The organism is Roseococcus thiosulfatophilus (assembly GCF_017311575.1).
Taxonomy (GTDB): domain Bacteria; phylum Pseudomonadota; class Alphaproteobacteria; order Acetobacterales; family Acetobacteraceae; genus Roseococcus; species Roseococcus thiosulfatophilus.
This window is the reverse complement of the sequence record NZ_JAFFQY010000063.1, coordinates 69,297-94,609: the sequence shown is the minus strand read 5'-3', so window position 1 is coordinate 94,609 and position 25,313 is coordinate 69,297. Positions and strand designations below refer to the sequence as shown.

Below are 25,313 nucleotides of genomic sequence, written 5' to 3'. Positions count from 1 at the left end.
AAGGAGAAGGAGCGAAAGGGCGCGCGACGAAGCGCCGGCCTGGGGCCGGATGGAAGGCTTCGCGAAGGGCGTCGCACCGCGCATGTCTCAAGGCTAGCCCGGGCCGGCGCAGGAAATCAAGCGCCGCGTCTTTCGCCGCGATGGCAACACCGGACGCTGGCTTGCCAGGCGCCAAGCCCAGGCTCGGTCAGTTCGGGATGCGAAGCGGTCCCTCAGCCCGCGACGCTGTTGGTCGTCACGTCGCGCACGCCATAGCTCTTGACGACGAAGCCCACCGCACCCGGCGTCAGCTTGTAGGAGATGTAGGCGAACCGCCACATGCCGCCCTCCCGGTAGGCGAAGGTGGTCGCCTGCTTGTCATCGCTGCGGTAGTGCTCCGGCTCGAACAGCCGGCCGCGACGTCCGATGATGGGCGCCGCGGCGATGCGCTGGGCCCTGGTGTTGGCGTCCTGGGAACCCTGGCCCACCGCGTTGGAATGCGTGACGATGCAGGCCGAACCCGGGCCGCGCTGTGAGCCGATGCCGAGCGTGCACCCATTCATGTTGGCGGTGAAGGCCAGTCCCGCCCCGGTGCCCAGCACGGTGCGGGGCGCCCCGCCCGCCTCGAATTCGATAAGGTAGGCGGGGAAGACCACGCTGTCGTCCGGGACCGCCATGCGGAGGATGAGGTAGGGGATGTCGCGCAGGATGGTATCCGACCCGTAGCTCTCCTGGCGGAAGGCCCGCATGTAGCGGCAGTCATCGAAGGTCAGCAGATCAGGGTGCCCCCGCAGGCTGGGGGTGGAGCAGCTCTGCGACACCATGCAGGCGATGCCGTCCATGAAGCCGCGCGGGTCTCGGATCAGGCGGTCACGGTCGTCGGCGGTGAAGGGCATGGGCCTCTCCTGGCGAGAGTGTGCTGGCTCCGCCTATTACAACCCCAGGCTGCCGATGCCGCGCAAAGGAAATCACCCGGCCGGCGGGTGCGTGGCCCACCAGTGGCGCGCGATGTCCTCGCGGCGCGCGACCCAGACATCGCCGCAGGCCACAACGTGATCGAGAAAGCGCGCCAGCGCCGCGGCGCGGCCCGGCCGCCCCACCAGGCGGCAATGCAGCCCCACGCTCATCATCCGCCCGCCCTCGGCGCGCAGCATGTCGCAGGCATCGCGCAGGTGGCGCTCGAACCCGTCCGGGTCGCCGAAGCCGGGGGGGACGGCGAACTTCATGTCGTTGTTGTCCAACGTGTAGGGCAGGACGAGGTGCGGCTTGCCCGCCACCTGCACGTAATGCGGCAGGTCGTCGTCATAGGCGTCGCTGTCGTAGAGGAAGCCGCCATGCTCGGCCACCAGGCGGCGCGTGTTGGGCGACATGCGGCCCGTGTACCAGCCCACGGGGCGACGGCCGGTCAGACGCTCGATCGTCTCGACGCAGCGGGCGATGTCGGCGCGTTCCTCGGCCTCGGGCATGTTGTGGTAGTCGATCCAGCGATAGGCGTGGCTGGCCACCTCATGGCCCTGGTCCGCGAAGGCGCGGGCGGCGGTGGGGTTGAGCTCCAGGGCGCGGCCCACGCCATAGACGGTCAGCTTCAAGCCGCGCGCGGCGAAGAGCCGCAGGATGCGCCAGACGCCGGCGCGCGCGCCGTAGTCGAACTGGCTCTCCACGCTTCGGTTGCGGGCGCCCATGGTCGGCGCCCCACCCGGGACTTCGTGCAAGTAGGCCTCGCTGCCGGCATCGCCGTTCAGCACCGTGTTCTCGCCCCCCTCCTCGTAGTTCAGCACGAAGGAGAGGGCGAGGCGCGCACCTCCCGGCCATTTCGGGTCGGGCGGATTCGGGCCATAGCCCAGGAAGTCGCGCGGGGAGCCGGTGCCGTCGTCGAGGATCTGCGTCATGGCGCCAAGGATTTCCGGCAGCCATGGGCGCGGTCAAGCGGAATGGGCGCCGTGACAGCGCCCCCCGAAGCCGGCAAGACTGCGCGCCACCCTGTCCAGGAGAGATTCGATGGCCCATCTGAGGTTCGCCGGCACCGCCGCCCTGCTCGGCCTGCTGGTCGCCTGCGCCGAGCCGTCCAGCAACACGCGCTTCCCCGCGCCCACGCTGTCGGGCCAGGCCGCGCCCGCCGCGGCGGCCCCCCCCGCGGCTAGCTTGGCCCCTACGCCCGCCGCGACGCCGGCGCCCAACGCGCCGCATGGCAGCGAACGCGCCTTCGTCGTCTTCTTCGAGGAATGGTCCGCGGCGCTCTCCGAACCCGCGCAGGCGGGGCTGAACCGGGTGGCCCAGATGGCCCTGGCCGAGCCGCGCGTGGGCGTGCTGGTGCTGGGCTACACCGGCCCGCGCGGCAGCGAGGAAGCGAACGCCCTGCTGGCCCGGCTGCGCGCCCGCCAGGTGGCGGATGCGCTGATCGAGAAGGGCATCGCCTCCTCGCGCATCCGCATCCTCTCGCGCGGGCCCACCCCGGGCTTCGAGAGCCTGGAGAGCCGGCGCGTGGAGGTGCGGATCGACGACGGGCGGCGGTAAGCGGCCGGATTTTTTGCGCGGCCGATTCACGCCGCCGGCTGACGCCGGCGACGATCGGACGCGGTCAGTACCCCGCCGAGAAATCCACGAGGTTGATCAGCGGGCGCCCCTCACGCGCGCGCTGCAAATTCTCCACCACCTGCGGCGCGGCGCTGGAGGGGATGGTGATGCTGGCCGCGTGCGGCCAGACCAGCACCTTGGGGTGGGCCCAGAAGCGGTGATCGGCCGGCAGGGGCTCGGGTTCGAAGACGTCCAGCGCGGCGCCGGCGATGTGGCCGGAATCCAGCGCGGCCAGCAAGTCATCGGCCACCACATGCCCGCCGCGCGCGGCGTTGATGACGAAGGCGCCGCGCGGGAGCAGGCCCAGCGTACGCGCGTTGATCACGCCGCGCGTGTCCGGCGTCAGCGGCAGCAGGCAGACCAGGATGTCGGTCTTGGCCAGCATGGCGTCTAGGCCCGCCGCGCCATGGAAGGTTTCCACGCCGTCCAGGCTGCGAGGGTTGCGCGTCCAGCCCATCACAGGGAATTCGAGCAGGCGCAGCAGGCGCGCCGACGCCCCGCCCAGCTCGCCCAGGCCCAGGATGCCCACGCGGCGCTTGTGCGTGTCGGGCGCGGGCAGCTCGTTCCACACGCGGGCGGCCTGCTGTTCGCGGTATTCGAGGTCCTGCCGGTGGAAGCGCAGCACGTTCAGCAGCACCCACTCGGCCATGCCCTGGGTAAGGCGCGCATCCTTCAGCCGCGCCACGGGAACACCCGGCGGCGGGCCGGGCGGGCGCAGCAGGTGGTCCACGCCCGCGCCCATGGAGACGATGAGCTTCAGGTTCGGATAGCGGCGCAGCTCCGCCATGTCGTGCTGCGTCCAGCACACCGCGGCCTCGATGCCGGCGGGGTCGCCCACATCGGGGAAGAGGCGGATGTCGAGGCTGGGGTCCACGGCCAGCAGCGCGTCGCGCCAATCCTCCATGGTCGCGGCTTTGGTGGAGAGCAGGATGGCCATTCAGGACCCCTCATGGAAAGAGCGCACATAACCCCGCCAGTCGTCACGCTTGCGGGCGAGGCGCTCTGTGCCATCGGGCATGCGCGCGAACAAGGTGATGGTGCCGCGCGCCCATTGCGCGTCGAAGTTGCGTGGGTCCGCCAGGACATGCGCGGTGGTGCGGTCCATCACCGCGTCGCGGATGGTGGGCCGCACGCGGAACCACCACCAGGCGCAGCCTGCCAGCAGCAGCGCGCCGCCCAGCCAGCGATGGATCACCACCGCCGCCGCGAAGGAGGTCAGCAGGATGGCCGCCGCCGGCAGGATGTTTTCCGAATGCGAATACACGGGTGTGCCGGGCGTGTTCATCTTGCGGATGAGCACGCCGAGCGTGATCTTCTTCTCGTCGAGAAGCCGGCGGAGTTCCTGGAGTTCCCGCCCCTCCCAGGGGTGCGGGTCAGCCGCGGACATCGGCGGTGGCCTCGGCGCGGAGTTCGAAGGCGGCGGCCATCAGCGCGCGGGTGTAGGGCTGCTGCGGGTTTTGGGTCAGCGCCTCGGCCTCGCCCGTCTCCACGATCTTGCCATTGCGCATCACGATGATGCGATGCGCCATGGCGCGCACCACGCGCAAATCATGGCTGATGAACAGGTAGGCCAGGCGGTGCTTCGCCTGCAGCCCGCGCAGCAGGTCCACCACCTGCGCCTGCACGCTGACGTCGAGCGCGCTGGTCGGTTCGTCCAGCACCAGCAGGCGCGGCTTCAGCACCAGCGCGCGCGCGATGGCAATGCGCTGGCGCTGGCCGCCGCTGAATTCGTGCGGGTAGCGTTCGGCGCTGGCGGGGTCGAGGCCCACCTCCTCCAGCGCCGCGGCGACGCGCGAGGCACGCTCGGCCGCCGTCATGCCGGGTTCATGGACGGACAACCCCTCGCCCACGATCTCGGCGGCACTCATGCGCGGCGAGAGCGAGCCATAGGGGTCCTGGAAGACGATCTGCATGCGCGCGCGCAGTGACCGCAGCTCCCCGCGCGAGAGGTGCTGGATCTCCTGCCCCTGGAAACGGATCACGCCCTGGCTTGCTTCCAGCCGCAGCAGCGCGAGGCCAAGCGTGGTCTTGCCCGAACCGCTCTCGCCCACCAGGCCCAGCGTCTCGCCCTCGCGCACGGCCACGTCCACGCCGTCCACCGCCTTCACATGCGCGACGGTGCGGCGGAGCAGGCCGCGCCTGATGGGGAAATGCACGCGAATATCGTCGCCGCGCAGCACCTCCGTCGCGTCGGGGGAAACGGGGGCAGGGCGGCCCTTCGGCTCGGTCGCCAGCAGCATCCGGGTGTAGGGGTGCTGCGGGTTGGCGAAGACCTCGGCCACGGCGCCTTGCTCCACCACCCGGCCATCCTTCATGACCACCACGCGGTCCGCGTGGCGCTTCACGATGGTGAGGTCATGCGTGATGAGCAGCAGCGCCATCCGCATCTCGCGCTTCAGCTGCGCGAGGAGTTCCAGGATCTGCGCCTGGATGGTGACGTCGAGCGCGGTGGTGGGTTCGTCGGCGATCAGCAACCGCGGATCGTTGGCCAGCGCCGCCGCGATCATCACGCGCTGGCGCTGCCCGCCCGAGAGCTGGTGCGGATAGGCGGCTAGGCGTTCCTCCACCTGCGGCAGCCCGGCGCGCTGGAGCTTCGCGATGATTTCCGCGCGCAGGGCGTCGCCGCGCAGGGGGCGGTGGAGCGTGATGGCCTCGCTCACTTGCCGGCCGATGCTGTGCAGCGGGTTGAGCGAGGTCATGGGCTCCTGGAAGACCATGCCGGCCACGCCGCCGCGCAGCCGCTGCATCTCGCTCTCGGTGGCTGTTGTGACCTCGGTGCCATCCAGCGTGATGCGGCCCTCGGGGTTGGAGCCCGTGGCGGCCAGCAGGCGCAGGATGGAGAGCGCCGTGACGGACTTGCCGCTGCCGGACTCGCCGACGATGGCCAGCGTCTCGCCCGCATGCAGGGTGAAGGAGACGCCCTCCACCACCCGCTTGCCGCGAAAGGCGACGGAGAGGTTCTCGACGGAGAGGAGAGGGGCTTCAGCCACCGGACACGCCTTCCAAGAATCCGGCCGCAAGGCGGTCGGCGCCGCCCGACCGACTTTGCGGCTGGCGCGGCAGTCGCGCGACGAAAGCCCAGCGCGCGGAGCGCGCGCCCGGCGCCGGGTCCCATCGCGGCACGCCGCAATGGGTGCCCGTCTGAGCGCAAGCAAACATCATCTTCCACCACCCGGCAGCTTGCGCGGATCGAAGGCGTCGCGCACCGCCTCGCCGATGAAGATCAGCAGCGTCAGCACGCCGCCCAGCACGAAGAAGCCCGTGAAGGCGAGCCATGGCGCCTGCAGATTGTTCTTCCCCTGCTGCAGCAATTCGCCCAGCGAGGGCGAGCCGGGCGGCAGGCCGAAGCCCAGGAAGTCCAGGCTCGCCAGCACCGTGACGCTGCCGGAGAGGATGAAGGGGAGGAAGGTCAGCGTCGCCACCATCGCATTGGGCAGGATGTGCTGGAACATCAGCCGCCCGTCGGAAACCCCCAGCGCCCGGGCCGCCCGCACATAGTCGAGGTTGCGGCCGCGCAGGAATTCCGCGCGCACCACGCCCACCAGCCCCATCCAGGAAAACAGCAGCAGGAAGATCAGCAGCGACCAGAAGGATGGCTCGATCACCGCGGCCAGGATGATGAGCAGGAACAATTGCGGCATGCCCGACCAGATCTCGATGAAGCGCTGGAAGAGCAGGTCCGTCCAGCCGCCGTAATAGCCCTGCACCGCGCCGGCCGCGATGCCGATGATGGAGGCCGCGATGGTCAGCGTGAAGCCGAACAGCACCGAAATGCGGAAGCCGTAGATCACCCGCGCCATCACGTCCCGCGCCTGGTCGTCGGTGCCGAGCCAGTTGGACGCGCTGGGCGGCGAGGGCGCCGGCGTGGGCAGGTTCCGCACCAGCGTCGCGTGGCTGTAGGGGATCGGCGGCCAGATCACCCAGCCGCCACGCTCGCGGATTTCGTCGGTCAGCACCGGGTCCTGCCAGTCGGCCGCGGTGGGGAAGCCGTCGGGGATGATGTCGCTCTCGGCGTATTCGACCAGGACGGGGAAGAAGTTGTTGCCCTCCATCCGCACGAAGAGCGGACGATCATTGGCAATGACCTCGGCGAAGAGCGTCACGATGAAGAGGATGCCGAAGATCCACAGCGAGATCATGCCGCGCCGGTTCGCGCGGAAATTGGCCAGGCGGCGACGGGTGATGGGCGTCATGCGGCAGGGGTGAGGCGGAAGGAGAGTGCCACGCGCGGCGCCGAAGCCAGCCCCGCCTGCATGGCGGCCGCATTGGCGAAGCGGCTGGGAAGGCGGCGGGCCTCGGTGGTCAGCGTGATCTCGGTGGGCTTGAGGGGCCAGGGGTCGAGCGTGGCGGTGAAGGGGCCGGTGCGGGTCATCTGCACGCCCGCGCAGTCGAAGCGTTCCTGCCCCCAGCAGAGGCCCAGCGCCACCGCATCGGCGAAGGCCACCTTCTGTTGCTGCGGCCGCACCTGTTCCTCGGTGACGCCCAGCTCCGCCATGATCTGCGCGGCCCAGGCCGGCGTGCGGGCCACATAGCCCTCCATGGCCGCGAGGCCGGCGGGCGTGGGCGCCATGCGGTTGTGCAGGATGTTCATGCCGTAGATGTGCCGCCCGTGCAGCAGCACCAGCAGCCCCACCCAGCCGCCCCAGTTGGCGAGTGCGGCGCGCACGCCCGCCTCCCACATCGGCACATGCTCGTCGCCCGCCAGGGCGTTGAACTGGCGCGGCAGGCCGGTCGCCTCGTCGAATTCGGGCGCGGCCTCCCAGGGCATCCAGGGGCAGTCATGCTGGGCGGCGGCCAGGCACACCGCCTCGAAGGGCTCGGGCGGTTCGGCCAGCGCCCGCGCCAACTGTCCGGAGAGCAGCGCATGGGCGGGCTGCGGCGTGGCGATCACGCTGCCATCGGGCTGGGTCCAGAGGATCACGCGCTATCTCCTTGCCTCGAAGTCGATGCGCGGGTCCACCAGGGTGTAGGTGAAATCGCTCACGATCTGCAGGATCAGCCCCAGCAGGGTGAAGATGTAGAGGGTGCCGAACATCACGGGATAATCCCGCCGCAGCGCCGCCTCGAAGCCCAGCAGCCCGAGCCCGTCCAGCGAGAAGATGATCTCCACCAGCAGCGCCCCCGTGAACAGGATGCCGATGAAGGCCGCGGGGAAGCCCGCGATGATGATGAGCATGGCGTTGCGGAACACATGCCCGTAGAGCACGCGGCTTTCCTCCGCCCCCTTGGCGCGCGCGGTCAGCACGTATTGCTTGTTGATCTCCTCCAGGAAGGAGTTCTTGGTCAGCATGGTCAGCCCCGCGAAGCCGCCGATCACCAGCGTCAGCGTGGGCAGGAAGATGTGCCAGCCATAGTCGAGCGCCCGCTGCCAGAAGGGCCAGTCGCCGGCGCCCGGCGAGGCCAGGCCACGCAGTGGGAACCACTGGAAGAAGCTGCCGCCCGCGAAGAGCACCACCAGCATGACGGCAAACAGGAAGCCCGGGATGGCATAGCCCACCAGCACCACGCCCGAGGTCCAGAGGTCGAAGCGCGTCCCGTCGCGCACCGCCTTTCGGATGCCGAGCGGGATGGACACCAGGTAGATGATGAGCGTGGACCACAGGCCGAGCGAGATGGAGACCGGCAGCTTCTCGATCACCAGATCCCACACCGCGCGGTCCTGGAAGAGCGACCGCCCGAGATCGAAGCGCAGGTATCCCGCCAGCATGTTGAAGAAGCGCTCATGCGCCGGCTTGTCGAAGCCGAAGGCGCGCTCGATCTCGGCGACCACCGCGGGGTCGAGGCCGCGGGCGCCGCGATAGGTGCCGACCGGGCCGCCCTCGCCGCCGCCGCCCGTGCCGAAGGCGCTGGGCTGGGCGGTGCGGACCTCGCCGCCGCCCTCGCCCGTCAGCCGGCCAAGCGTCTGCCCCTCGCCGCGCAGCTCGGCCAGCATCTGCTCCACGGGGCCGCCCGGCGCGAACTGCACCACGGCGAAGTTGATGAGGATGATGCCGAACAGCGTCGGCACCACCAGCAACAGGCGGCGAAGGAGATAGGCGCCCAACTCAGCCCCGCCGCGCGGCGGTGAGGGCTGCGTCGCGCGCCGGGTCGATCCACCAGCTGTCGAAGCCGAGGCCGTAGCGCGGGTTGCGCTCCGGCCGGCCGAAGCGGTCCCAGAAGGCCACCCAGAAGCGGCGGTTGTGCCATTGCGGAATGACGAAGTGGTGGTGCAGCAGCACGCGGTCCAGCGCGCGGGTGCGGTGGATCAGTTCCTCGCGGTCGGGTGCGTTGATCAGCAGCTCGACCAGCTCGTCCACCACGGGGTCGCAGATGCCGGCCACGTTCTGGCTGCCATTCTCGCGCGCCTTCTCGCAGGTCCAGTAGTCGCGCTGCTCATTGCCGGGGCTGAGGCTCTGGCCCATCACGTCCACGGTCATGTCGAAGTCGAAGGCGTCGGTGCGGACCTGGTATTGCGCGGGGTCCACGGTGCGGACCCGCGCCTCGATGCCCAGGCGTTGCAACCACTGCACATAGGGAAGAGCGATGCGTTCGAAGGTGGCGCCGTTCAGCAGGATCTCGAAGCTGAAGGGCTGGCCCTGGGGGTTCACCATGCGGCGGTTCCGCACCTCCCACCCGGCCTCGCGCATCAGGGTCAGCGCGCGGCGCAGCCCCTCGCGGTTGTTGCCGCTGCCATCGGTGACGGGCAAGCGGAACTCCGTGGTGAAGACGCTCTCGGGCACGCGGCCGCGGTAGCGTTCCAGGATTTCCAGCTCCCGCCCCTCGGGCAGGCCGGAGGAGGCGAGTTCGGAATTGGAGAAGAAGCTGGTGGTGCGCGCGTAGAGCCCGTTGAAGATGTTGGCGTTCAGCCATTCATAGTCGAAGACGGTCATCAGTGCCTCGCGCACCCGCGCATCCTGGAAGAGCGGGCGGCGGAGGTTCATCACGAAGGCCTGCATGCCCGTGGGCAGCTCGTGCCGGATTTCATCGCGGATCACGAGGCCGCGGCGCATGGCCGGGAAGTCATAGCCCGTGGCCCAGTTGCGGGCGATGTTCTCGGTGCGGAAATCGATCTGCCCGGCCTTGAACGCCTCGAAGGCCACGGTGGCGTCGCGGAAGTATTCATAGCGCATCACGTCGAAATTCTCGGTGCCGCGCTTGGTGTTGAGGTTGGCGGACCACGCATCGGGCACGCGCGCATAGGTGATGCTGCGGCCGGAATCAAAGCTTTCCACCCGATAGCTGCCGGAGCCCAGCGGCGCCTCCTGCAAGGGCCGCGCGAAGTCCCGCCCCTCCCAGAAATGCTTCGGCAGCACGTAGAGCTGGCCCAGAATGAGCGCCAGCTCCCGGTTCTCATTGCTGCGGAAGCGGAAGGTAACGCGGCGCGGGCTTTCGGCCACCGCCTCCGCCACATCGCCCCAATAGGAGCGGAAGAAGGGGCGGCCCTGGGCGCGCAGCGTCTGGAAGCTGAACACGACGTCCTCGGCCGTGATGGGGCGGCCGTCATGCCAACGCGCGCCCTCGCGCAGCTCGAAGGAGACGCCCATGCGGTCGGCCGGGATTTCGATGGTCTCGGCCAGGTGCGCGTACTCGGTGCTGGCCTCGTCCGAGGAGGTGGCCAGGAGCTGGTCGTAGAGGTTGATCAGCCCCACCGCCGGCGTGCCGCGCAGGATGAAGGGGTTCAGGCTGTCGAAGCTGCCCAGCGCCGTCAGCGTCACCTGCCCGCCCTTGGGCGCGTCCGGGTTCACCCAGGGCCAATGCGGGAAATCCGCCGGCAGGGCGGGCTCCCCCAGCAGCGAGAGGGCATGGGTGCGGATGGGCCCCTGCTGGGCCATCGCCCGCCCGGAGAAGGCGACGAGGCCAAAGCCGGCGGCGAAGAGGTCACGGCGCTTCATGCCCACAGGATGGGGGCGCGGGCCGCGCAGAACAACCGCCCGTTCGCACCCCGGATACCGGTGCCTTCCGATCTGCGGTAAACCGGCGCCATGCTGGCACTCACCATGGGCGAACCGGCCGGGATCGGCCCCGAGATCACCGCCCGCGCCTGGGCGGCGCTGCGGGAGGGCGGGCCGGAATTCTTCTTCCTGGGCGATGCGGAGCTGATCCAGGGCGTGCCCGTGGCGCGGGTGGACGGTCCCGAATCGGCGCGCGCCGCCTTCCGCCAGGCGCTGCCCGTGCTGCACCGGCCCCTGCCCGTCCCCGCCACGCCGGGCCACCCGCAGGCCGCGACCGCGCCCGCCGTGCTGGCCGCGATCGAGGAGGCGGTGGCGCTGGCCCGCGCCGGCAGCGTCGGCGGCGTGGTCACCAACCCCATTCAGAAATCGGTGCTGACGGCGGCCGGCTTCCCACATCCCGGCCACACCGAATTCCTGGGCGAATTGGCCGGCACCGGCGTGCCCCCCGTCATGATGCTGGCCTGCCCGGAACTGCGCGTGGTGCCGGTGACGGTGCACGAGCCCCTCGCGCGGGCCATCGCGCGCCTCACGCCCGAACTCATCGTGGAACACGCCCGCATCGCCCATGCCGGGCTGCGGCGGGATTTCGGGATCGCATCCCCGCGCCTCGCCGTGGCGGGGCTCAACCCCCATGCGGGCGAGGCCGGCACACTCGGCCATGAGGACGAGGCCATCGTGGCGCCGGCCGTGGCCATGCTGCGCGCCGAGGGCATCGAGGCCACCGGCCCCCACCCGCCCGACACCCTGTTCACCGCCAAGTCCCGCCCCCTCTATGACGCGGCGATCTGCCTCTACCACGACCAGGCACTGATACCGATCAAGACGCTGGACATGGATGGAGGGGTGAATGTGACGCTCGGGCTTTCCATCATCCGCACCAGCCCGGACCATGGCACGGCGCTCGACATCGCGGGGCGCGGCATCGCCAGCCCGGACAGCCTGGTCGCCGCCCTTCGCCTCGCTTCGCAGCTCGCCCACCACCGCAGGACGCATCCCGCATGAGGCTTTCCGTCAATATCGACCATGTGGCCACGCTGCGGAACGCGCGCGGCGGGCACCTCCCCTGCCCGGTCGCCGCCGCGCAGCTCTGCGTGGCCGCCGGCGCCGATGGCATCACCTTTCACATGCGCGAGGACCGGCGCCACATCCGCGACGGAGATGTCCGACGCCTGCACGCCGAAGTCACCACGCGGCTGAACTTCGAGATGGCCGCGACGCCTGAGATGGTCGCGCTGGCCGAGGAGTTGGCCGCCACCGGCCAGGGCCTGGCCGCCTGCTGCTTCGTGCCCGAGAAGCGCGAGGAGCTGACCACCGAGGGCGGGCTCGACGTCACCCGCGCCGGCCCCTTCCTGGGCGAGGCCATCACGCGCCTGGCCGCGCGGGGGGTGGAGGTGTCGCTCTTCGTGGAGCCCGACCCGGTGCAGGTCGAGGCCGCGCGCCGCCTCGGTGCCCAGGCGGTGGAGTTGCACACCGGAACCTATGCCGATGCCGCCCCCGAGGCCCGCCCGGCCCTGGCCGCGCGGCTGGCGGAAGGCGCGCGCGCCGCGGCCTCGCTCGGGCTGCATTGCCATGCGGGGCATGGGCTCTCCTTCGAGACGATCAGCCCCATCGCCGCCATCCCCGAGATCAGCGAGGTCTCGATCGGGCACTTCCTCATCGGCGCGGCGGTATTCGAGGGGCTGCCATCGGCCATCGCGCGCATGCGCGGGCTGATGCGGGCCGCCCGGAGAGCCTGACCCGCATCGCACGCAAGCCGCCTCGCAAAATGCGAGGCCTCGCGCTTGGCAAGCCAGAAAGCTCTGGCGTGACGCTGAGGAACCGGCTTCTCCCCGCCGCGGCCCCGGCCCCGGCGGCCTGCGCTTAAGCCCCTATTAACATTCAGATGTCTTATTCCACCCCGCAGGCCGGCGGTTGGAATGCTTCTGCTGGCACAGGCCTTGCTGATCTGACGGGCAGATCGAAGCGATCCCTGGAGACCGAAAATGGCCAATCCGAACAGCGACCTCGCCACCACCTATGTCCGTAAGAACCAGGAGGCGCCCCTGTCGCTCCGCAGCTATATCCTGCAGGGCGCCGTGTGGCTGACGGTGATGCTCGGCCTGTTCTTCACCGCCGGGCTGCGTTTCTGAAACGCTGTCGTAAATTCCTGGGGGCGCCAAGGGCCCAAGGCCCATGGCGCCTTGACCGGACCTTCAGGCCTTGCGGGTGAGGGTCGGGATTTCCTCGCGCAGGCGGAAGCGCAGCGCGGACCAGATGTGATCGAGGGCCACCTGCGTCACCGGCAGCAGCCCGGCCTGGGTCAGCGGCTCCCAGCCATGGTCACGGTCGAGGTCGGAACGCACCGGCCCCGTCTTCTTGGGATAGGCGAACCACAGACGCCCGCCCACCCCGTAGAGGTCCAGCGCCCGCGCCGCGACCCGTGCCAGCGTGGCACGGTCGCTCGCGAAGGCGAGGATCAACTCGGGCTCGGACGCATTCGTGGCCGGCAGGCCGTGCTTGAAGCCGGCGGGCGGGTCAATGACGGCGCAGACCATCCCGGGCTTGAATCCGAGCTTCCGAGGGATCGGAGCTTCTAGGGCAGTGTCAATCAACGTCACCCCGGCGGCCAGGCCACCGGCCCCAATAAAAAACGTCGCGCGGATGATGGCCGGAGTTCCGGACGACCCTGGACCCAGGGTGCGATGACGGAATCACGCGGCCTCTCGACCTCCGAAGGCGCACGCGCCGCCGCGGGGGTCGCCGCCACTTCATGCCGGCTGGGCGGGTGGGTCGCGGGGAAGCCGGGGCCAGAGCCCTCTCTCCACCCTTTCTCCCCCCAAGGGCCTTCCAGGCCCGCCGCCCACTGCCGCGCCAAGCACAGGCGGATGGGCCAGCCAAACCGAAGGCCATCGAGCGCCGATGGCAAACAAGTGACAGCCGTTGGGACATAGCCCCGTATGGGTGTCCGGATCAATTCTGGAACTGCACGACTGCCACCCGCTCCACGCAGGTGACGGTTGCGCCACACGACGGGGAGACGGCGCAGGGCGACCGAGCTGGGCGCGATACAAACCATGTCCGATTCTGACGTTACGTCGAATCGCCCGGACGGCGGAAATCCAAGCCTCGCACGCCCGCCCTTAACCGTTGCTTATTCGTATCTTCCGCGTTGGAGGGGTCCAGTTGGATTGACGCCGCAACGCCTGGACGCCTACAAGACCGGCCGAGGACGCAAAGCTGGAGCGAAGGCGATGACGCCGCGCAAGAACACAGGCCGCATCCCTGCGATGTCGGCCCTCAACCGGGAATTGGCGGCATGAAGGACCCCCGCGAGGCCGGCATGGTCGGCCGGCGCACCGACGGCACGCTCATCCGCCGTCCGCTGTCGCCGCATCTGCAAGCCTACGACATGATGCAGATGACGAGCGCGCTTTCCATCATGCACCGCATCACGGGCACGGCCTGGTCGGTCGGCACGGTGCTGCTGGTGTGGTGGCTGCTGGCCGCCGCCGCCGGCCCCGAGGCCTTCGCCCGGGTGCAGTGGTTCCTCTCTTCCATCCTGGGGCTGCTGGTGCTGTTCGGCCTGACGGTCGCGGCCTGGTACCACACGCTGGCCGGCATCCGGCACCTGGCCTGGGATGCGGGGCATGGCTTCGAGCTGGCCCAGGCCTATCGCAGCGGGCGGCTGGTGCTGGTCGGCACCGCCGTGCTGACGGTGCTGACCTGGGTTCTCGTCTTCGTGGTTTGGGGTTGAAGATGGCCGTCAAGGATAGCGTGACCCAGAGCGCGCTTCGCACCCCCCTCGGCCGCGTGCGTGGCCTGGGCTCGGCCAGGGGCGGGACGCATCACTGGTGGATGCAGCGCGTCACCTCCATCGCCCTGCTGCCGCTGACCATCTGGTTCGTGTTCAGCGCGGTGGGGCTGGCCGGCGCCGGCTATGCCGAGACGCGCGCCTTCATCGGCGCGCCGCTCAACGCCGTGCTGCTGCTGGCGCTGATCGGCCTGACCTTCCACCACATGGCCGCGGGCCTTCAGGTGGTGGTCGAGGACTACATGCGCGGCGAATTCGCGCGGATGGCCACCATCCTCGCCATCAAGGGCATGGCGGTGCTGATGGCGCTGGCCTCGGCGCTGGCGGTGCTGCGGATCGCCCTCGGCTCGTAGCGTCCGCGTAACGGAATTGGCGACCCCTTCCGGGCCGCCCAAAACAGGTTGGGGCGGCGGCGCGGCGTCTCGCGCCCCGCAAAGGATGGATCGGGAACGATGAACGCGATCAGCAAGCCGTCTTCTGGGGCCTATCGTGTGGTGGACCACACCTATGACGTGGTGGTGGTCGGCGCCGGCGGCGCGGGGTTGCGCGCCACCTTCGGCATGGGCGCGGCGGGCCTCAAGACGGCCTGCATCACCAAGGTCTTCCCGACGCGCAGCCACACCGTGGCCGCGCAGGGCGGCGTCGGCGCCGCGCTGGGCAACATGGGCGAGGATGACTGGCGCTGGCACATGTACGACACCGTGAAGGGGTCGGACTGGCTGGGTGACCAGGACGCCATCGAGTACATGTGCCGCGAGGCCGTGCCCGCCATCATCGAACTCGAACACTATGGCGTGCCCTTCAGCCGCACCGAGGATGGCCGCATCTACCAGCGCCCCTTCGGCGGCCACATGAAGGATTACGGCAAGGAGCCCGCGATGCGCGCCTGCGCCGCGGCCGACCGCACGGGCCATGCCATCCTGCACACGCTCTACCAGCAGTCGCTCAAGCATGGCTGCGAGTTCTTCGTGGAGTACTTCGCCCTCGACCTCATCATGGATGATGAGGGCGTGTGCCGCGGCGTGATCGCCTGGAACCTCGAAGACGGCTCCATGCACCGCTTCCGGGCGCAGAAGGTGGTGCTGGCGACCGGCGGCTATGGTCGCGCCTGGTTCTCCTGCACCTCCGCCCATACCTGCACCGGTGATGGCGGCGGCATGGTGCTGCGCGCCGGCCTGCCCCTGCAGGACCAGGAATTCGTGCAGTTCCACCCGACCGGCATCTATGGCGCGGGCTGCCTCGTCACCGAGGGCGCGCGCGGCGAGGGCGGCTACCTCACCAACTCGGAGGGCGAGCGCTTCATGGAGCGCTACGCGCCGACCGCGAAGGACCTCGCCTCGCGCGACGTCGTCTCGCGCGCCATGTCCATGGAAATCCGCGAGGGGCGCGGCTGTGGCCCGATGAAGGACCACATCATGCTCCACCTGGAGCATCTGGGCGCCGACATCCTGCATGAGCGCCTGCCCGGCATTTCCGAGACGGCGCGCATCTTCGCCGGCGTGGACGTGACGAAGGAGCCCATCCCGATGCTCCCGACCGTCCACTACAACATGGGCGGCATTCCCACGAACATCCACACCGAGGTGCTGCGCCCCACCCGCGAGGACGAGGATGCCATCGTCCCCGGCCTGATGGCGGTGGGCGAGGCCGCCTGCGTCTCGGTGCATGGCGCGAACCGCCTGGGCACCAACTCGCTGCTCGACCTCGTGGTGTTCGGCCGCGCCGCCGCCCACCGCGCCGCCGAGACGGTGAAGCCCGGCGCCAGCCAGCCGCCCCTGCCGCCCCGCGCCGGCGAGGCGAGCCTCGACCGCTTCGACCGCATCCGCAACGCCAAGGGCAACACCGGCACGGCCGAGATCCGGCTCGAGATGCAGCGTACCATGCAGGCCCATGCGGCCGTCTTCCGCACCTCGGAACTGCTGAGCGAGGGCGTGGACAAGATGAAGAAGGTGCATGGCGGCCTGTCCGACCTGCGCGTCAGCGACCGCAGCCTGGTGTGGAACACCGACCTGGTCGAGGCGCTGGAGCTGGACAACCTGGTGGGCAACGCGATGACCACCATCGTCTCCGCCGAGGCCCGCAAGGAAAGCCGCGGCGCCCACGCCCAGGAAGATTTCCCGGACCGCGACGACGACAACTGGATGAAGCACACCCTCGCCTCGATGAACGAGAAGGGCGAGGTGAGCCTCGACTACCGCGGCGTGAAGATGCGTACCCTCACCAACGAGGTGCAGGTGTTCCCCCCCAAGGCCCGGGTCTACTAAGGACCCCTGATCATGGCCACCTTCACCCTGCCCAAGAACTCGACCATCCAGGGGGGCAAGACCTTCAAGGCCGAGCCTGGCGCGACCAACGTCAAGGCCTTCAAGATCTACCGCTGGGATCCGGATGACGGGGCGAAACCCCGCACCGACACCTATGAGCTCGATCTCGACAAGTGCGGGCCGATGGTCCTGGACGCGCTCATCAAGATCAAGAACGAGGTGGACAGCACGCTGACCTTCCGGCGTTCCTGCCGCGAAGGCATCTGCGGCTCCTGCTCGATGAACATCGACGGGCTGAACACGCTGGCCTGCCTCAAGCCCATTGACGAGGTGAAGGGGGATGTCCGCATCACCCCCCTGCCCCACCTCCCGGTGGTCAAGGACCTGGTGCCGGACCTGACGCAGCTCTACGCGCAGTATCGCAGCGTCGAGCCCTGGCTGAAGGCCGCGACCCCGCCCCCGCCGGATGAGGAGCGCCGCCAGTCCAAGGAGGAGCGCGCCAAGATGGATGGGATGTGGGAGTGCATCCTGTGCTTCTGCTGCTCCACCGCCTGCCCCTCCTACTGGTGGAATGGCGACCGCTTCCTCGGGCCCGCCATCCTGCTCGCCGCCTATCGCTGGATCAGCGACAGCCGCGACGAAGCCACGGGTGAGCGCCTGGACAACCTGGAAGACCCGTTCCGCCTCTACCGCTGCCACACCATCATGAACTGCACCCGGACCTGCCCGAAGGGGCTGAACCCGGCCGAGGCGATCGGCAAGATCAAGCAGTTGATGGTGGAGCGCCAGGGCTGACGGCTTCATCTGCCGGTCGGGTTCGCGCCCCGGGCTGATACCAGCCCTCCGCGATCCGACCGGATGGCCTTGCCCGACTCCGCGGCAAAGCCACATTCAGGAGGAATGGTGCACCTCCTGAAGCTCTCGGTCGGCGTGCGGGACGTGGCGCATCTGCGCGCCATCCAGGCCCTGCGCGCCACCGCCGCCCCACCGCTGCGCCACCAGACGCGCATGGCGCCCAAGCGCCGCGGCGAGCTCCTCGACGGCGGCAGCATCTATTGGGTCATCGGCGGTTATATCCAGGTGCGGCAGCGCCTTCTCGACATCATCGAGGACCGGTGGGATGATGGGACGGCCTGCGCCGGACTGGTGCTGCATCCGGAGCTTGTGCCGGTCGCCGCGCGACCCATGAAGCCCTTCCAGGGCTGGCGCTACCTGGACGCCGAGGCGGCGCCGGAGGACATCACCGAAGCCGGAGCCATCAGCGACGAACTGCCGCCCGCGCTGAAGGCGGCGCTGCGTGAGGCCTGCCTGATCTGAATCGGCTGTAACCCGCACCGCGCCCGGCGCGTTGCCCCCCGGACAGGCCGGGAGGGGCGCATGCGAGATGCTGGCTGAGTTTCCAATCGAGGATGTCATCCTCCAGTTCGCCGTGGTCATCACCGCGGCGCTGATCGTCCAGCTGATCTTCGAGCGGACGCGGGTGCCGGGGCTGATCGGGCTGATCCTCCTTGGCATGGCCATCGGCCCGGGCGGCGCGGGGGTGCTGCCCGAGGGGCCGGTGGTGGAGCTCTTCGGCTCCATCGGCCTGCTCTACATCATGTTCCTGGCCGGGGTGGAGATGGACCTCGACCTGGTGCGGGAGCGGAAGCGGGAGGCACTGGGGTTCGGCATCTTCGCCTTCGTCCTGTCCTTCGTGCCCGCCTTCGCCGTGGGCCTGGCCTTCGGGCTGGGGCTGCCCGGGGCGCTGCTGCTGGGCGCGGCGCTGGCGTCGCACACCCTCGTCGCCTACCCCATGATCAGCCGGATGGGGCTGGTGGGGCGCCGGCCCATCGTGGCCGCCACGGGGGGCACCCTGCTGACGGACACGCTCTCCCTTCTGGTGCTGGTCGCCGTCCTCCGCATCGCCGGTGGGGAGGGTGGCTGGTCCTCGCTTGTCCCGGTGCTGGCGCTGGCCGGCCTGTCGGCCGCGGCGCTGCTGGTGGTGCCGCGCCTGGCCCGGCTGGTGCTGTCGGCGGAGGGGCACACGCCGGCGGAGAAGGCGCTGTTCCTGCTCGCGGTCCTGCTGCTGCTGGCGGTGGCGGCCGAGGCGATCGGCACCGAGGACATCCTGGGCGCCTTCCTCGCCGGCCTCTGCCTGAACCGGGCCCTGCACCGGCGGGAAGAACTGAAGGAAAACCTCGAATTCGTGGGGCGCATGCTCTTCGTCCCCTTCTTCTTCGTGGAGACGGGCATGCGGCTGCGGCTGGACGCATTGGAATCCGCGACGACCTGGCTCTTCGCCCTGGCGCTGGTCGCGGTGATCGTGCTGTCGAAATCCCTGGCGGCCGCGATCTCGGCGCGGCTGTTCGGCTACTCGCGGACCGAAGGCCTGGCCATGGCTAGCCTCTCCTTTCCGCAGGCGGCCGCCACCCTCGCCGTGGTGGTCATCGGGATGGAAATGGACATGATCGACGCCGTCACCGCCGACGCCATCATCATCGTGATCTTCCTGACCTGCCTGGCAGGCCCGCTGCTGACCCGCTACGCGGCGCGCAAGATGGCGGGGTGAGAGCGGCGGGCCGCCCTCCCCCCCTCACATCACGCCGGGACGGGCAGCTTCATCCGCTCGGCGATCTGCACAGCGTTCAGCGCCGCGCCCTTCAGCAGCTGGTCGCCGCACAGGAACAGGTCGAGGCCCCGGTCGCCGAACACGTCATTGGCGCGGATTCGGCCGGCCTCCACGTCATCGGCGCCGGTGGCGGTCAGCGGCATGGGGTAAAGCTTGGCCCCCACATCATCCATCAGCCGCACGCCGGGCGCGCGGGCCAGCACGGCACGGGCGGCCTCGGGCGTCACGGGCCGCTCGGTCTCGATGGTGACCGCCTCGGCGTGGACGCGCATGGTCGGGATGCGGACGGCGGTGCAGGAGATCAGCAGCTCCGGCATGGCCATGATCTTCCGGCTTTCCCAGGCCACCTTCATCTCCTCCCGCGTGTAGCCATTGGGCTGGAAGGTGTCGATGTGCGGGATGACGTTGAAGGCCAGCGGGTGGGCGAAGACCTCCGCCTGGGCGGGCTGCCCGTCCACCAGCACGCGGCGGGTTTCACGCTCCAGCTCCACCATGCCCTCCGCGCCCGCGCCGGATGCGGCCTGGTAGGTGGAGACGATGACCCGCTTCAGGCCGAAGGCCTGCCGCAGCGGCTCCAGCGCCACCACCAGGATGGCCGTTGTGCAGTTGGGGTTGGCGATCAGGCGGTGATCGCCGATGGCATGGCCGTTCACCTCCGGCACCACCAGCGGCACATCGGCTTCGAGGCGCAGCGCGGAGGAATTGTCCACCACGGCCACACCCTCGGCCGCCAGGGCACGCGCATGCGCCTTGGCGAAATCGCCGGAAACGGCCAGCAGCGCCAGATCCAGCTTGCGGGCGCGCTCCATCGAGAATTCCTCGATGGTCACGTCACCGAAGGGCGTTTTCTGCGTGGTGCCGGCGCTGCGCGCCGAGGCGAAGAGGCTGAGCTGCGTCACCGGAAAGCGGCGACGGGCCAGCACATCCACCAATTCCTTGCCGACGGCGCCGGTCGCGCCAATCACACCCACACGCATTGGTCAGGCTCCCTTCGAGGCCTGACCCGTTACCGCGCGAACCCAGCCCCAACAAGGCCGGATTCGCGAAAGCAGCCCCGCGCCGTCAGAATTCCCGGCGGGGCGGCCGGCGGTCGCGGGGGGGCGGCGCCGGGGCGGCGAGTTCAGCCTCCAGCTCCTTGATCTTCGCCTTCACGCTGTCCCGCAGGGCGGGGGTGGCGTGGGGCTTCATGCCGGCCAGCACCTCGCGCAGCTCACGCAGCTGCTTCTCCTTCTCGGGGCGCGAGCGGGAGATGGGGCGATTGTCGCTGAGCTGGCCTTCGCGCGAGCGCATGGTCAGACGCCCAGCATCAGGCGGCGCGGGTCCTCGATGGCCTCCTTCACGCGGACCAGGAAGCTCACCGCCTCCTTCCCGTCCACGATCCGGTGGTCATAGGACAGGGCCAGGTACATCATGGGCCGCACCTCGACCTTCCCGCCGACCACCATGGGCCGGTCCTGGATCTTGTGCATGCCCAGGATGCCGGACTGCGGCGGGTTCAGGATGGGCGTGGACATCAGCGAGCCATAGATGCCGCCATTGGTGATGGTGAAGCTGCCGCCCGCCATCTCCTCCAGCTTGAGCTGGCCGTCGCGCACGCGCTTGCCGAAATCCGCGATGGTCTTCTCGATCTTGGCGAAGTCCATCTCATCGGCGTTGCGCAGCACGGGGACCACGAGGCCCGAGGGCCCGCCCACCGCGATGCCCATATGCACGAAGTTCTTGTAGATGACCTCGTCGCCCTCGATCTCGGCGTTGACGGCCGGGAATTCCTTCAGCGCGGCCACGCAGGCCTTCACGAAGAAGGACATGAAGCCGAGCTTCACGCCGTGACGCTTCTCGAAATTGTCCTTGTACTCGGCGCGCAGGCCCATCACCGCGCCCATGTCCACCTCGTTGAAGGTGGTCAGCATGGCGGCGGTGTTCTGCGCCTCCTTCAGGCGACGGGCGATGGTGGCGCGCAGGCGCGTCATCTTCACCCGCTCCTCGCCGCCTTCCAGCTTGCGGGCGGGCTTCGCCGCAGCGGCGGCGGGCGCGCTGGCGCCGGCCGGGCGGCTCAGGAAGTCGAGCACATCGCCCTTGGCGATGCGGCCGTCCTTCGCGGAACCCTGGCCGATCTGCGCCTGCGTCACGTTGTTCTCGGCCATCAGCTTGGCGGCCGCGGGGAGCGGCGCATGGCCGCCCGGGGCGGTCCCGTGCGCCTCGGCCTGCTTGACCGAACCACCGCCCGTGCCGACGGGCTTGGCGGCCGCGGTCGGCGCGGCGGCAGGGGCCGCGGCGGGCTTGGCCGCGGCACCGGTGCCGACGGCGATGGAACCCAGCACGGCGCCGGGCTCGACCTCGGCGCCCTCCTGGGCGGTGATGGCCTCCAGCACGCCGGCGGCGGGGGCGTTCACCTCCACCGTGACCTTGTCGGTCTCCAGTTCCACCAGCGGCTCATCCGCCGCCACGGCCTCTCCGGCCTGCTTCATCCAGCGCGCCACGGTGGCCGTGCTCACGCTTTCGCCCAGGGTGGGCACAACGATGTCCGTCGCCATTGGTCTCTGCCTTCTTTGCCCCTGATGTAGGGCATCGGGGGGCCGGGTGTCATCCGGCCCCTTGCTTCACTGTGTCGAAAAGCGCGGTGTCAGACCGCCAATGCCGTGCGAACGAGCGTCTCCTGCTCGGCCGCGTGCACCTTCGCCAGGCCGGTGGCCGGGCTCGCCGCCCCGGTCCGGCCCACGAAGCGGGGGCGCTTCGCGGCGATGTCGAGCCCGGCCAGCACGCCCTCGATGCGGCGGTCCACGAAGGACCAGGCGCCCATGTTCTCGGGCTCCTCCTGGCACCACACCACCTCGGCATTGCGATAGGCGCCGATGGCGGAGGCCAGGCTGCGCTCCGGGAAGGGATAGACCTGCTCCAGCCGCACCAGGGCCACGTCGTCGCGGCCCTGTTCGCGCCGGGCTTCCAGCAGGTCGTAGTAGACCTTGCCGGTGCAGAGCACGACGCGCTTCACCTTCTCCTCGGGCGCGATCGCCTCGGTCTCGGGAATGACGTAGCGGAAGGCGCTGCCGGGGCCGAACTCGGCCAGGCTGCTGACGGCCAGCTTGTGGCGCAGGAGCGACTTCGGCGTCATCACCACCAGCGGCTTGCGGTAGTTGGCCTTGAGCTGGCGCCGCAGCGCGTGGAAGTAGTTGGCGGGCGTGGTGAAGTTGCACACCCGCATGTTCCGCTCGGCGCAGAGCTGGAGGTAACGCTCCAGGCGGGCCGAGGAGTGTTCCGGCCCCTGCCCCTCATAGCCATGCGGCAGCAGCATCACGAGGCCCGACATGCGCAGCCACTTCGTCTCACCGGACGCGATGAACTGGTCAATGATGACCTGCGCGCCATTGGCGAAATCGCCGAACTGGGCCTCCCAGAGAACCAGCGTGCGCGGGTCCGCCAGCGAATAGCCATAGTCGAAGCCCAGCACGCCCGCCTCGGACAGCAGGGAGTTGAAGGCCTCGAACTTGGGCTGCCCCTCGCGGATATGGTTCAGCGGCGCGTATTCCTGCTGGTTCGCCTGGTCCACCAGCACGCAATGGCGGTGGCTGAAGGTGCCGCGCTGCACATCCTCGCCCGAGAGGCGGACGCGGTGGCCCTCCAGCAGCAGGGTGCCGAAGGCCAGCGCCTCGCCGGTCGCCCAGTCGAGGCCCTCGCCGCTCTCGATGGCCTGCTTCTTGGCTTCGAGCTGGCGGGCGATCTTGGGGTTGAGGTTGAAGTCCCCCGGCACGCGGCAGAGCGCGCCGCCCACCTCGCGCAGCATGTCGAGGCCCACGGAGGTCTCGTGCAGCTGCTCGGTCTCGGCACCCGACGCCACCGGCTTGAGGCCGGCCCAGTGGCCCTCCAGCCAATCCGCCTTGTTGGGCTTGAAGCTGGCGGCGGCTTCGAAGGCCTTCTCCAGCTCGGCGTTGAAGGCGTCCTGGATGGACTTCGCCTCCTCGGCCGGGACGCTGCCTTCGGTCGCCAGGCGCTCGGCATAGAGCGTCCGCGTCGTCTTCATCTCGCGGATGCGCTTGTACATGCTGGGCTGCGTGAAGGCGGGCTCGTCGCTCTCATTGTGGCCGTGGCGGCGGTAGCAGACGATGTCGAGCACGATGTCCGACTGGAAGCGCATGCGGAATTCGGCGCACATCTGCGCGCACCACACCACGGCCTCCGGGTCATCCCCATTCACATGCAGGATGGGCGCCTGGATCGCCTTGGCCACGTCGGTGCAGTAGAGGCCCGAATAGGCATGGGCCGGCACGGTGGTGAAGCCGATCTGGTTGTTGGTCACGATATGGACCGTGCCGCCTGTGCGGTAGCCGATGAGCTGGCTCATCGCCAGCGTCTCATACACGAGGCCCTGGCCCGCGAAGGCCGCGTCACCATGCAGCAGGATGCCCATGACCGAGGTGCGGGTCTTCACATCGCCCGCCATGTCCTGCCGCGCCCGCACCTTGCCGGCGACGACGGGGTTCACGGCTTCCAGATGCGACGGGTTGGGCTGGAGCGAGAGATGCACCATCCGCCCGTTGATCTCGATGTCGGTCGAGGTACCGAGGTGGTACTTCACGTCGCCCGAGCCCTGCACGTCATCGGGCTTGAAGCTAGAGCCTTTGAACTCGGCGAAGACCTGCGTGTAGGGCTTCTTCACCACGTTCACGAGCATGTTCAGCCGGCCGCGATGCGCCATGCCGATGGCGATCTCGTTGCAGCCCTGGCCCGCCGCGGTCTCGATCACGGCCTGCACGGCGGGGATGGTGCTCTCGCCGCCCTCCAGGCCGAAGCGCTTGGTGCCGACATACTTCTTGGCGCAGAAGGCCTCGAAGCCCTCGGCCTCGGTCAGCTGCTTCAGGATCTTGCGCTTCGCGGCCGCGTCGAAGCCCTTCACCCAGGGCGCGCCCTCGACGCGCTGCTGGATCCAGGACTTCTGGTCCGGATCCTGGATGTGCATGAACTCGACGCCGATGGGGCCGCAATAGGTGGCCCGCACCCGCTCCATGATTTCGCGGATGGTCGCCGTTTCAAGGCCCAGCACGCGGTCAATGAAGATGCGCCGGTCCAGGTCGGCGTCGGTGAAGCCCCAGAAGGCGGGCGAGAGTTCGGGGTGGGCGGGCGGCGTCTGCAGGCCCAGCGGGTCGAGCTTGGCTTCCAGATGCCCGCGCACCCGGTAGGAGCGGATGAGCATCAGCGCGCGGATGCTGTCCAGCACGGCGCGGCGCGTCTCTTCGGGGTCCGTCGCGCGGGCGGCGGGGGCGGCGCCCTTCTTCGCGGGTGCCGCCTCTTCGGCCGGCGCGAAGCCGCCACGCGGCCGCGGGGCCCAGGAGGCGCCCTGCGCGTCGCCCAGCACCGCCCGCGCGTCATCATTCAGCGTGGCGAAGAGCTCGGCGAAGGAGGGGTCCACGCTGGCGGGGTTCTCGACCCAGCGGGCATAGAGATCAGCGAGGAAGGCGGCATTCGCCCCATTCATCGCGCTGGCGAGGATGTCCACACCGGCCATTCTTGTTTCACGAACGCACCTTCCGGCGGTCCGCCCTTCCTGAATTTCTGCGGCTGCGCCGCTGGAAACTCATCCTGCGGCGCGTGGTGTTAACATACCGATGATGGCGCCATTGCGGCACCCCCCCTCGACAGGCCAGATGGCGGAAAACCGCCATGCTGCGCCGCAAAACATGGCAGGCGTGGCGCCCCTTGCCCGCCCGCGCTATGCTCGGTTGATGGACGACACGGATGACGCGCTGGAACGCCGCCTCCTGGCCGCGGCGGTGGCCGAGGCCGAGGCGGCGCCGATCAGCGCCGATACCCCGCAGGCCGCACTCCGCGCGCGGCTGATTCTGCTCCGCGACCGGCTGCAGGCACGGCTAGGCCGCCCGGGGGCGCCATGAGCGGCGAACTGCCCGTCCATTGGTCCCCCGCCGCCCTGCGTGACCTGGACGGGGTGCTGGAATACCTCACCGCCCATAACCCGCTGGCCGCCGAGCGCCTGGTGGAGGAAATCCTGGAGGCCAGCGACAGCCTCGCCACCCTCGCCCATCGGGGCAAGCCGGGCCGGGTGCCCGGAACGCGCGAGATGCTGACGGACCGGCCCTATGTTCTGGTCTACCGCGTGGAGGAGGGCCAGGGCGTGCGGCTGCTGCGCCTCTGGCACGCCGCCATCATTCGCTGAG

At 69.6% G+C, this 25,313-nt stretch carries 26 protein-coding genes; 12 read left to right on the top strand and 14 right to left on the bottom strand.

Annotated features, from left to right (window positions below):
- Positions 1–212: 212 nt before the first annotated feature.
- A complete protein-coding gene (locus JTN19_RS18500) occupies positions 213–875 on the bottom strand; it encodes a hypothetical protein (RefSeq protein ID WP_206935699.1) in 663 nt (220 codons plus the stop codon).
- A gap of 72 nt (positions 876–947) precedes the next feature.
- The gene (puuE, locus tag JTN19_RS18495; protein WP_206935696.1) at positions 948–1,868 is read right to left on the bottom strand and encodes an allantoinase PuuE; all 921 of its coding nucleotides are present in this window, start codon (positions 1,866–1,868) and stop codon (positions 948–950) included.
- A 109-nt stretch (positions 1,869–1,977) separates the two neighbouring features.
- Between puuE and JTN19_RS18490 the strand changes: the two genes are divergently transcribed.
- Positions 1,978–2,493, top strand: coding sequence for an OmpA family protein (locus JTN19_RS18490; protein WP_206935693.1), 516 nt, complete (start codon positions 1,978–1,980; stop codon positions 2,491–2,493).
- A gap of 64 nt (positions 2,494–2,557) precedes the next feature.
- On the opposite strand, the gene JTN19_RS18485 is transcribed toward JTN19_RS18490, so the two are convergent.
- From JTN19_RS18485 to JTN19_RS18455, 7 genes are all read right to left on the bottom strand, one after another.
- Positions 2,558–3,490, bottom strand: a complete 933-nt coding sequence (locus JTN19_RS18485; RefSeq protein ID WP_206935690.1) for a 2-hydroxyacid dehydrogenase — start codon at positions 3,488–3,490, stop codon at positions 2,558–2,560.
- On the bottom strand, positions 3,491–3,940 hold the full coding sequence (locus tag JTN19_RS18480; protein ID WP_206935688.1) for a hypothetical protein: 450 nt from the start codon (positions 3,938–3,940) through the stop codon (positions 3,491–3,493).
- Entirely contained in the window at positions 3,927–5,543 is a 1,617-nt protein-coding gene (locus JTN19_RS18475) for a dipeptide ABC transporter ATP-binding protein (RefSeq protein WP_206935685.1), read from the bottom strand. The genes JTN19_RS18480 and JTN19_RS18475 overlap by 14 nt, the downstream gene beginning before the upstream one ends.
- A gap of 168 nt (positions 5,544–5,711) precedes the next feature.
- Entirely contained in the window at positions 5,712–6,746 is a 1,035-nt protein-coding gene (locus JTN19_RS18470; RefSeq protein ID WP_206935683.1) for an ABC transporter permease, read from the bottom strand.
- A complete protein-coding gene (locus JTN19_RS18465; protein ID WP_206935679.1) occupies positions 6,743–7,474 on the bottom strand; it encodes a DUF3891 family protein in 732 nt (243 codons plus the stop codon). Before JTN19_RS18465 ends, JTN19_RS18470 begins: the two co-directional genes overlap by 4 nt.
- A 3-nt stretch (positions 7,475–7,477) precedes the next feature.
- On the bottom strand, positions 7,478–8,596 hold the full coding sequence (locus JTN19_RS18460; protein ID WP_206935676.1) for a microcin C ABC transporter permease YejB: 1,119 nt from the start codon (positions 8,594–8,596) through the stop codon (positions 7,478–7,480).
- A 1-nt stretch (position 8,597) separates the two neighbouring features.
- On the bottom strand, positions 8,598–10,424 hold the full coding sequence (locus JTN19_RS18455; protein ID WP_206935674.1) for an extracellular solute-binding protein: 1,827 nt from the start codon (positions 10,422–10,424) through the stop codon (positions 8,598–8,600).
- Positions 10,425–10,514: 90 nt separating this feature from the next.
- On the opposite strand from JTN19_RS18455, the gene pdxA reads away from it, so the two are divergent.
- From pdxA to JTN19_RS18440, 3 genes are all read left to right on the top strand, one after another.
- A complete protein-coding gene (gene pdxA / locus JTN19_RS18450; protein ID WP_206935672.1) occupies positions 10,515–11,486 on the top strand; it encodes a 4-hydroxythreonine-4-phosphate dehydrogenase PdxA in 972 nt (323 codons plus the stop codon).
- On the top strand, positions 11,483–12,220 hold the full coding sequence (locus JTN19_RS18445) for a pyridoxine 5'-phosphate synthase (protein WP_206935670.1): 738 nt from the start codon (positions 11,483–11,485) through the stop codon (positions 12,218–12,220). Before pdxA ends, JTN19_RS18445 begins: the two co-directional genes overlap by 4 nt.
- A gap of 246 nt (positions 12,221–12,466) precedes the next feature.
- Positions 12,467–12,613 carry a hypothetical protein gene (locus JTN19_RS18440; protein WP_206935668.1) on the top strand — a complete coding sequence of 49 codons (147 nt, stop codon included), beginning with the start codon at positions 12,467–12,469 and terminating at the stop codon, positions 12,611–12,613.
- Between the two features lie 63 nt (positions 12,614–12,676).
- Here the strand turns inward: JTN19_RS18440 and JTN19_RS18435 are convergent, their stop codons facing one another.
- Positions 12,677–13,018 carry a hypothetical protein gene (locus JTN19_RS18435; RefSeq protein ID WP_184385153.1) on the bottom strand — a complete coding sequence of 114 codons (342 nt, stop codon included), beginning with the start codon at positions 13,016–13,018 and terminating at the stop codon, positions 12,677–12,679.
- A gap of 761 nt (positions 13,019–13,779) precedes the next feature.
- On the opposite strand from JTN19_RS18435, the gene sdhC reads away from it, so the two are divergent.
- The 6 genes from sdhC to JTN19_RS18405 all read left to right on the top strand — a co-directional run bounded on the left by sdhC (position 13,780) and on the right by JTN19_RS18405 (position 19,086).
- On the top strand, positions 13,780–14,217 hold the full coding sequence (sdhC, locus tag JTN19_RS18430; protein WP_206935667.1) for a succinate dehydrogenase, cytochrome b556 subunit: 438 nt from the start codon (positions 13,780–13,782) through the stop codon (positions 14,215–14,217).
- A gap of 20 nt (positions 14,218–14,237) precedes the next feature.
- Positions 14,238–14,627: a succinate dehydrogenase, hydrophobic membrane anchor protein gene (sdhD, locus tag JTN19_RS18425; RefSeq protein ID WP_340643369.1), complete on the top strand. Its 390-nt coding sequence runs from the start codon at positions 14,238–14,240 to the stop codon at positions 14,625–14,627.
- Positions 14,628–14,726: 99 nt separating this feature from the next.
- Positions 14,727–16,538: a succinate dehydrogenase flavoprotein subunit gene (gene sdhA, locus JTN19_RS18420; RefSeq protein ID WP_206935664.1), complete on the top strand. Its 1,812-nt coding sequence runs from the start codon at positions 14,727–14,729 to the stop codon at positions 16,536–16,538.
- A gap of 12 nt (positions 16,539–16,550) precedes the next feature.
- A complete protein-coding gene (locus JTN19_RS18415) occupies positions 16,551–17,333 on the top strand; it encodes a succinate dehydrogenase iron-sulfur subunit (RefSeq protein WP_206935662.1) in 783 nt (260 codons plus the stop codon).
- Between the two features lie 105 nt (positions 17,334–17,438).
- Positions 17,439–17,855 carry a DUF1489 family protein gene (locus tag JTN19_RS18410; RefSeq protein WP_206935659.1) on the top strand — a complete coding sequence of 139 codons (417 nt, stop codon included), beginning with the start codon at positions 17,439–17,441 and terminating at the stop codon, positions 17,853–17,855.
- Between the two features lie 67 nt (positions 17,856–17,922).
- Positions 17,923–19,086, top strand: a complete 1,164-nt coding sequence (locus tag JTN19_RS18405; RefSeq protein ID WP_206935657.1) for a cation:proton antiporter — start codon at positions 17,923–17,925, stop codon at positions 19,084–19,086.
- Between the two features lie 29 nt (positions 19,087–19,115).
- On the opposite strand, the gene JTN19_RS18400 is transcribed toward JTN19_RS18405, so the two are convergent.
- The 4 genes from JTN19_RS18400 to JTN19_RS18385 all read right to left on the bottom strand — a co-directional run bounded on the left by JTN19_RS18400 (position 19,116) and on the right by JTN19_RS18385 (position 24,646).
- Positions 19,116–20,123, bottom strand: coding sequence for an aspartate-semialdehyde dehydrogenase (locus JTN19_RS18400; RefSeq protein WP_206935654.1), 1,008 nt, complete (start codon positions 20,121–20,123; stop codon positions 19,116–19,118).
- Between the two features lie 85 nt (positions 20,124–20,208).
- On the bottom strand, positions 20,209–20,436 hold the full coding sequence (locus JTN19_RS18395) for a hypothetical protein (protein WP_206935652.1): 228 nt from the start codon (positions 20,434–20,436) through the stop codon (positions 20,209–20,211).
- Between the two features lie 2 nt (positions 20,437–20,438).
- Positions 20,439–21,680: a 2-oxoglutarate dehydrogenase complex dihydrolipoyllysine-residue succinyltransferase gene (odhB, locus tag JTN19_RS18390; RefSeq protein WP_206935650.1), complete on the bottom strand. Its 1,242-nt coding sequence runs from the start codon at positions 21,678–21,680 to the stop codon at positions 20,439–20,441.
- Positions 21,681–21,769: 89 nt separating this feature from the next.
- Positions 21,770–24,646, bottom strand: coding sequence for a 2-oxoglutarate dehydrogenase E1 component (locus JTN19_RS18385; RefSeq protein ID WP_206935647.1), 2,877 nt, complete (start codon positions 24,644–24,646; stop codon positions 21,770–21,772).
- Positions 24,647–24,863: 217 nt separating this feature from the next.
- Here JTN19_RS18385 and JTN19_RS18380 point away from each other — a divergent pair, with 217 nt between their 5' ends.
- Both JTN19_RS18380 and JTN19_RS18375 read left to right on the top strand, forming a co-directional pair.
- Entirely contained in the window at positions 24,864–25,031 is a 168-nt protein-coding gene (locus JTN19_RS18380) for a hypothetical protein (RefSeq protein WP_206935646.1), read from the top strand.
- Positions 25,028–25,312, top strand: a complete 285-nt coding sequence (locus JTN19_RS18375; RefSeq protein WP_206935644.1) for a type II toxin-antitoxin system RelE/ParE family toxin — start codon at positions 25,028–25,030, stop codon at positions 25,310–25,312. The genes JTN19_RS18380 and JTN19_RS18375 overlap by 4 nt, the downstream gene beginning before the upstream one ends.
- Position 25,313 lies beyond the last annotated feature (1 nt).